This is a genomic window from Alkalibacterium sp. s-m-28, assembly GCF_054658175.1.
The window spans coordinates 1-255 of record NZ_BAAGIQ010000427.1; the positions used below are offsets into that span (position 1 = coordinate 1).

The 255-nt window shown below is 43.1% G+C and carries 1 protein-coding gene; it reads right to left on the reverse strand.

Annotated elements, in window-relative coordinates; all coding sequences use genetic code 11:
- Positions 1-255, reverse strand: a 255-nt coding sequence (locus ACYQ4S_RS12855) for an IS200/IS605 family accessory protein TnpB-related protein (RefSeq protein ID WP_459771577.1), incomplete at both ends; no start/stop codon positions are given.

A 255-nucleotide genomic window follows, 5' to 3' on the forward strand; every position in this document is an offset into this window, starting at 1 on the left:
TCTCTTGCTTTATATTCAATGAAGTCAGTCAGTTGAGCGAATGTCCAGTTATGCAGAATCGCTGTGTGTTTTCCTCTTTGTCTTGAGGTCCGGCGAATGCCGGAAAGATTCTCCAGATGGATGGTGCTACAGTTCGTGTCTCTCGCAAACCGTACTATGTGTCTGGCAATCTTATGATTAATATCCTGCATGATTCTCGCTTCTTTATCATTGAGTGTCCGAATAGCGTTCAGTTTCTTTTTCTTCCCTAACTCC